5 protein-coding genes are annotated in these 5,055 nt (G+C 73.6%); 4 read left to right on the top strand and 1 reads right to left on the bottom strand.

The features are described 5' to 3' along the window. The 3 genes from PLL68_RS07835 to PLL68_RS07825 form a co-directional block, all read left to right on the top strand. Window positions 1-1,011 (top strand): rhodanese-like domain-containing protein (locus PLL68_RS07835; protein WP_324533215.1); only part of this gene is annotated, 1,011 nt, incomplete at its 5' end. Between the two features lie 88 nt (window positions 1,012-1,099). Continuing rightward, a complete protein-coding gene (locus tag PLL68_RS07830; RefSeq protein ID WP_324533214.1) occupies window positions 1,100-2,155 on the top strand; it encodes a zinc-binding dehydrogenase in 1,056 nt (351 codons plus the stop codon). A gap of 22 nt (window positions 2,156-2,177) precedes the next feature. Continuing rightward, window positions 2,178-2,810, top strand: coding sequence for a class I SAM-dependent methyltransferase (locus tag PLL68_RS07825; protein WP_324533213.1), 633 nt, complete (start codon window positions 2,178-2,180; stop codon window positions 2,808-2,810). Between the two features lie 31 nt (window positions 2,811-2,841). Here the strand turns inward: PLL68_RS07825 and PLL68_RS07820 are convergent, their stop codons facing one another. Further along, window positions 2,842-3,003, bottom strand: a complete 162-nt coding sequence (locus tag PLL68_RS07820) for a DUF8730 family Cys-rich protein (RefSeq protein ID WP_324533212.1) — start codon at window positions 3,001-3,003, stop codon at window positions 2,842-2,844. Window positions 3,004-3,071: 68 nt separating this feature from the next. Between PLL68_RS07820 and PLL68_RS07815 the strand changes: the two genes are divergently transcribed. Beyond that, window positions 3,072-4,913: an FAD-dependent oxidoreductase gene (locus PLL68_RS07815; RefSeq protein WP_324533211.1), complete on the top strand. Its 1,842-nt coding sequence runs from the start codon at window positions 3,072-3,074 to the stop codon at window positions 4,911-4,913. Window positions 4,914-5,055 lie beyond the last annotated feature (142 nt).

Here is a 5,055-nt window from a genome sequence, read left to right as displayed (position 1 = left end):
CACGCCGACGACGAGGTGGCCTACGGCGTCCTCACCGGCGACGCACTCTTCATCGGCGACGTCGGCCGCCCTGACCTGCTCGCCTCCGTCGGCGTGACCGCCGACGAACTCGGCGTCATGCTCTACGACTCGATCCAGCGCAAGCTCATGGGGTTGCCGGATGCCGTGCGCGTCTTCCCGGCCCACGGCGCCGGTTCGGCGTGCGGCAAGAACCTGTCGACCGAGACCCAGTCGACCATCGGTGAGCAGCGCGCCTTCAACTACGCCTGCCAGCCGATGTCGCAGGAGGAGTTCGTCGCCGTCGTCACCGAGGGCCAGCCCGCCGCACCGGCCTACTTCCTCTACAACGCGACCCTGAACAAGCAGGAGCGCGACGTGCGTGACCTCGACGCCGCGGCGCCGGCCCTCACGGCCGAGCAGGTCGAGGCGGCGCTCGCAGCCGGTGCGGTCGTGCACGATGCTCGCGATGTCCAGGAGTTCGCCGCGGCCCACCTGCGCGGGTCGATCAACGTGCCCGCCGACGGCCGGATGGCCGAGACGGTCGGCATGGTGTTCACGCCCGACCAGCAGGTCGTCGTCATCGCCCCCGAGGGGGTCGAGCAGGACGTCGCCACGCGCTTCGCCCGCATCGGCTTCGACCACGTCGTCGGCTACGTCGCCGACCCCGAGGCCTACTTCCTCTCGCACGAGGACGACGTGACCCGGGCCAGCCGCCTCACCGTCGCCGAGGCGGATGCCGCGTTCGCCCGCGACGAGGTGCAGGTCGTCGACATCCGCAACGCCGGCGAGCTCGAGGCCGGCGGGGTGGCCGGGGCGACCCACATCCCCCTCGCCGAGCTGGCGCGCCGGTCGGGCGAGCTCGACCCGAGCCGCCCGGTGGTCGCCTACTGCGCGGGTGGGTGGCGCAGCAGCGTCGCCGCGAGCCTGCTGCGCGCCCAGGGCTTCGCCGACGTCTCCGACATCCTCGGCGGCTACGGCGCGTGGGAGCGCGCGCACGCCACGGCATCCTGATCCCCCTCAGCCCACGCGCCGAGTGCGGAAGTGGTGGCCCAGGCAACCACTTCCGCACTCACGGCGAGAGGGCTGGCAGGCTGGGCGCATGCGAGCCCTGACCTACTCCGCGTTCGGCGCCACCCCCGTCGTGACCACCCTCCCCGACCCGGTCGCACCCCCCGGCGGCGCGGTCGTGCGCGTCACCGCGAGCGGCCTGTGCCGCAGCGACTGGCACGGCTGGATGGGCCACGACAGCGACATCGCCACGTTCCCCCACACCCCGGGTCACGAGTTCGCCGGAGTCGTCGGGGCCGTGGGTGAGGGCGTGGATGCCGGGTGGCTGGGTCGCGCCGTCACCGCACCCTTCGTCTTCGCGTGCGGCGCGTGCCCCGTGTGCGCGGCCGGTGCCGGGCAGGTGTGCCCGAACCAGCGCCAGCCGGGCTTCACCGACCCCGGCTCGTTCGCCGAGCTCGTCGTCGTCCACGCGGCGACGACCAACCTCGTGGCCCTGCCCGACGGCCTCGACCCGGCGATGGCGGCCGGTCTGGGCTGCCGCGTCGCGACGGCCTACCGGGCCGTGGCCGCCCGGGCCCAGGTGGTCGGCGGTGAGAGCGTCGTCGTCATCGGTGCCGGCGGGGTGGGGCTCGCCGCCGTGGCCGTGGCCCGCAGCCGTGGCGCGCGGGTGTGCGCCGTCGACGTCTCCGCGGCATCCCTGGACCGGGCCCTCGACCAGGGCGCCGACGAGGTCGTCGACGCCTCGATCGGCCCTGACAAGGTGATCGCCGCCGTCACGCACTGGGCGGGCGGGGGTGTCGACGTGAGCATCGACGCACTGGGGTCCCCCGAGGCCTGCCGCACCGGCATCCTGTCGTTGGGGCGCCGGGGCAGACACGTCCAGGTGGGGCTGCTGCCGCCTGCCGCGGGGCGCGCCGACATCCCCATGGAGCGGGTCATCGGGTGGGAGCTCGACGTGCTCGGCAGCCACGGGATGGCCGCGGCCGACTACCCCGCGCTGCTCGACGACATCGCCAGCCGGCGGCTGGACCTGCGCGCGATGATCGCGCCGGGTGAGCCGCTCGGGCTCGAGGAGGCCGGCTCCGCGCTCGTGGCGATGGGCTCCACGCCGTCGCGCGGCATCGTGCTCGTCGACCCCACCCGCTGACCTCCCACGACACAATGGCTTGATGACGAGCGTGCGCCGATGGTGGGACGAGCAGGCTCTTCCGCGCCTGGTCGACGTCGCCCTGGCCGACGCGACGTCGGGCACGTGGCGCACCACCGTGTGCGTCGGCGCCACCGGTGAGGTCCTCGAGATCGGCTTCGGCTCCGGGCGCAACCTGCCCTACTACGGCGACACGGTGACTCGGGTCCTCGCCGTGGAGCCCGCCGACCTCGCGTGGGCGCGCGCGAAGGCGCGCGTCACGGCATCCGGGATGCCGGTCACTCGCGTCGGTCTGGACGGCTCCGACCTGCCGGTGCCCGACGCCAGTGTCGACACCGTCGTCTCGACGTGGACCCTGTGCACCGTGCCCGAGGTCGAGCGGGCCCTGCACGAGGCCCGCCGAGTGCTGCGCCCCGGCGGGCAGCTGCGGTTCGTCGAGCACTCGGCGGCGCCGAGTCGGCGAGTTGCGGGCATCCAGCGACGGATCCAGCCGCTGTGGGGGCGGGTCGCCGGCGGGTGCCACGTCGACCGGGACATCGCCGGGCTGCTGCGCAGCGCAGGGTACGACGTCGAGCTGACCTATGAGGGTTTCGTCTCCGGCGGGGTCGCCACCCCGTGGAGCTGGTTCGTCACGGGCAGCGCGACGCCCCGCTGACCGCGCGGTCACCGGGGCGTCGGGAGCGAGGTCAGCGACCGAAGAGCTTGGAGAAGAAGCCCGTGCTCGGCTCGCCCTCGTGGCCCTTGCACCGGTCACCGCTGGGCACACCGCGCATCACGCTGTCGACGTGCTGGCCGCAGCCGGCCCAGGTCGTCTTGCCGCACTTGCGGCAGGTCACTGCTCGGCACATGCCGGGATCTCCTCGAGATTGGGGGGTGAAGTGAGACAAGCATACCCCACGGGGTATAGTTGAGCATCATGAGAGTCATCGTCATCGGGGGTGTCGCCGGCGGCATGAGCGCGGCGACCCGCCTGCGCCGCCTGTCCGAGAACGCCGAGATCACCGTGCTCGAACGCAGCGGCCACGTGTCCTACGCCAACTGCGGTCTGCCGTACCACGTGGGCGGCGTCATCGAGCAGCGCTCCGACCTGCTGCTGCAGACCCCGCAGTCGCTGCACGACCGCTTCGCCCTCGACGTCCGGGTGCACCACGAGGTGCTCTCCATCGACCGGGCCCGCCACGCCGTCACCGTCCGCAACCTCGAAACGGGCGACGACCTCGAGCTGCCCTACGACCACCTCGTCCTCTCCACCGGCGCCCGCGCGGTGCGACCCCCGATCCCGGGCATCGAGCGCGCCCTGTCGCTGCGCGACGTCGAGGACACCGACGCCCTCGTCGCAGCCGCCGCCGGCGCCAGCACCGCCGTGGTCATCGGTGGCGGGTTCATCGGCGTCGAGGTCGCCGAGAACCTCGTGCACCTTGGCCTGGACGTGGCGGTCGTCGAGGCGGCCGACCAGGTCATGGCACCCATCGACCCCGAGATGGCGACGCCGGTGCACGACCGGATGCGCGCCCACGGCGTCGACCTCCGGCTGGGATCGGCGGTCGCCGCGGTCGGCCCCCACGCCGTCACCCTGGCCACCGGCGACACCCTGCCCGCCGACGTCGTCATCGCCGCCATCGGCGTGCGCCCCGAGACCACCCTCGCCGAGCAGGCGGGGCTCGCGATCGGCGAGCGCGGCGGCATCCTCGTCGACGACCAGCTGCGCACGAGCGACCCCGACATCCTCGCCGTCGGTGACGCGGTCGAGAAGACGGATGCCGTCGACGGCACCGCAGCGCTCATCCCCCTCGCGAACACCGCGAACCTCCAGGGCCGTCGCGCCGCCGATGTCATCGCCGGCCAGGCCGTTCGGAACCGGCCGGTGCTCGGGACCGCCATCGTCGGCGTCTTCGGGCTCCAGGTCGCGTCGACCGGGTGGTCGGAGAAGCGGCTGCGCGCCGCGGGACGAGAGGTGCGCGCCATCCACACCCACCCGGCATCCCACGCGACGTACTACCCGGGCGCCGACACGATGGCGCTCAAGCTCCTCGTCGACCCGCTGACCGACGAGATCCTCGGCGCCCAGGGGGTCGGCGAGTCGGGGGTCGACAAGCGCATCGACGTCATCGCGACCGCCATGGCGGGACGGCTGACGGCGAGCGCCCTGGCGGATCTCGAGCTCGCCTACGCGCCGGCGTTCTCGTCGGCGAAGGACCCCGTCAACATGCTCGGGCACATCGCCGAGAACCTGCGCACGGGTACGAGCCGGTCGATCCAGTGGCACGAGGTGTCGGATGCCGTGGCCGCCGGAGCGGTGGTCCTCGACGTGCGCGAGGCCTCGGAGCGCGCGGGCGGGCGCGTCATCGACGGGTCGGTGCACATCCCGCTGAACGAGCTGCGCGACCGCCTCGACGAGATCCCCGACGGCCCCGTCATCGTGCACTGCGCGGTCGGGGTGCGCGGGCACACGGCCGCGCGGATCCTGGCCCAGCACGGGCGCGACGTGCGCAACCTCGACGGCGGCTACCGCACCTGGCACGCCGGAGAGCGGTCGACGGCGCCGGGCCGGGTCGAGGTGACATCGCCCGCGAAACCGTGCACCTGCGACTCGACCCCGCAGGGTCAGCGCGTGCGGAACAGCACCACCGAGTCCAGGGCCGGGCGGTCGGCTCCGGGCACCACCCGCTCGCGCAGCTCTGCCAGCTCGACGTCGACGGGCAGACCGGCGGCACTGTCGACGACAGCTTCAGGGTCGAGCAGGATGCCGGGGTCCTGAGGGCCACCCACACCCTCGGTGAGGTTGCGCAGGGCATGCGCGACGACGAGCACCGCACCACCGGGGCCGGCGGCATCCACCGCGGCCGCGAGCGCGGCACGCCACTGCTCGGGCGGCAGGTGCAGGTAGACGAGCAGCACCA

It is taken from the genome of Ornithinibacter sp., assembly GCF_035443565.1.
In the GTDB taxonomy this organism is placed as follows: Bacteria; Actinomycetota; Actinomycetes; order Actinomycetales; family Dermatophilaceae; genus Fodinibacter.
This window is presented reverse-complemented; position numbering and strand designations above follow the sequence as displayed.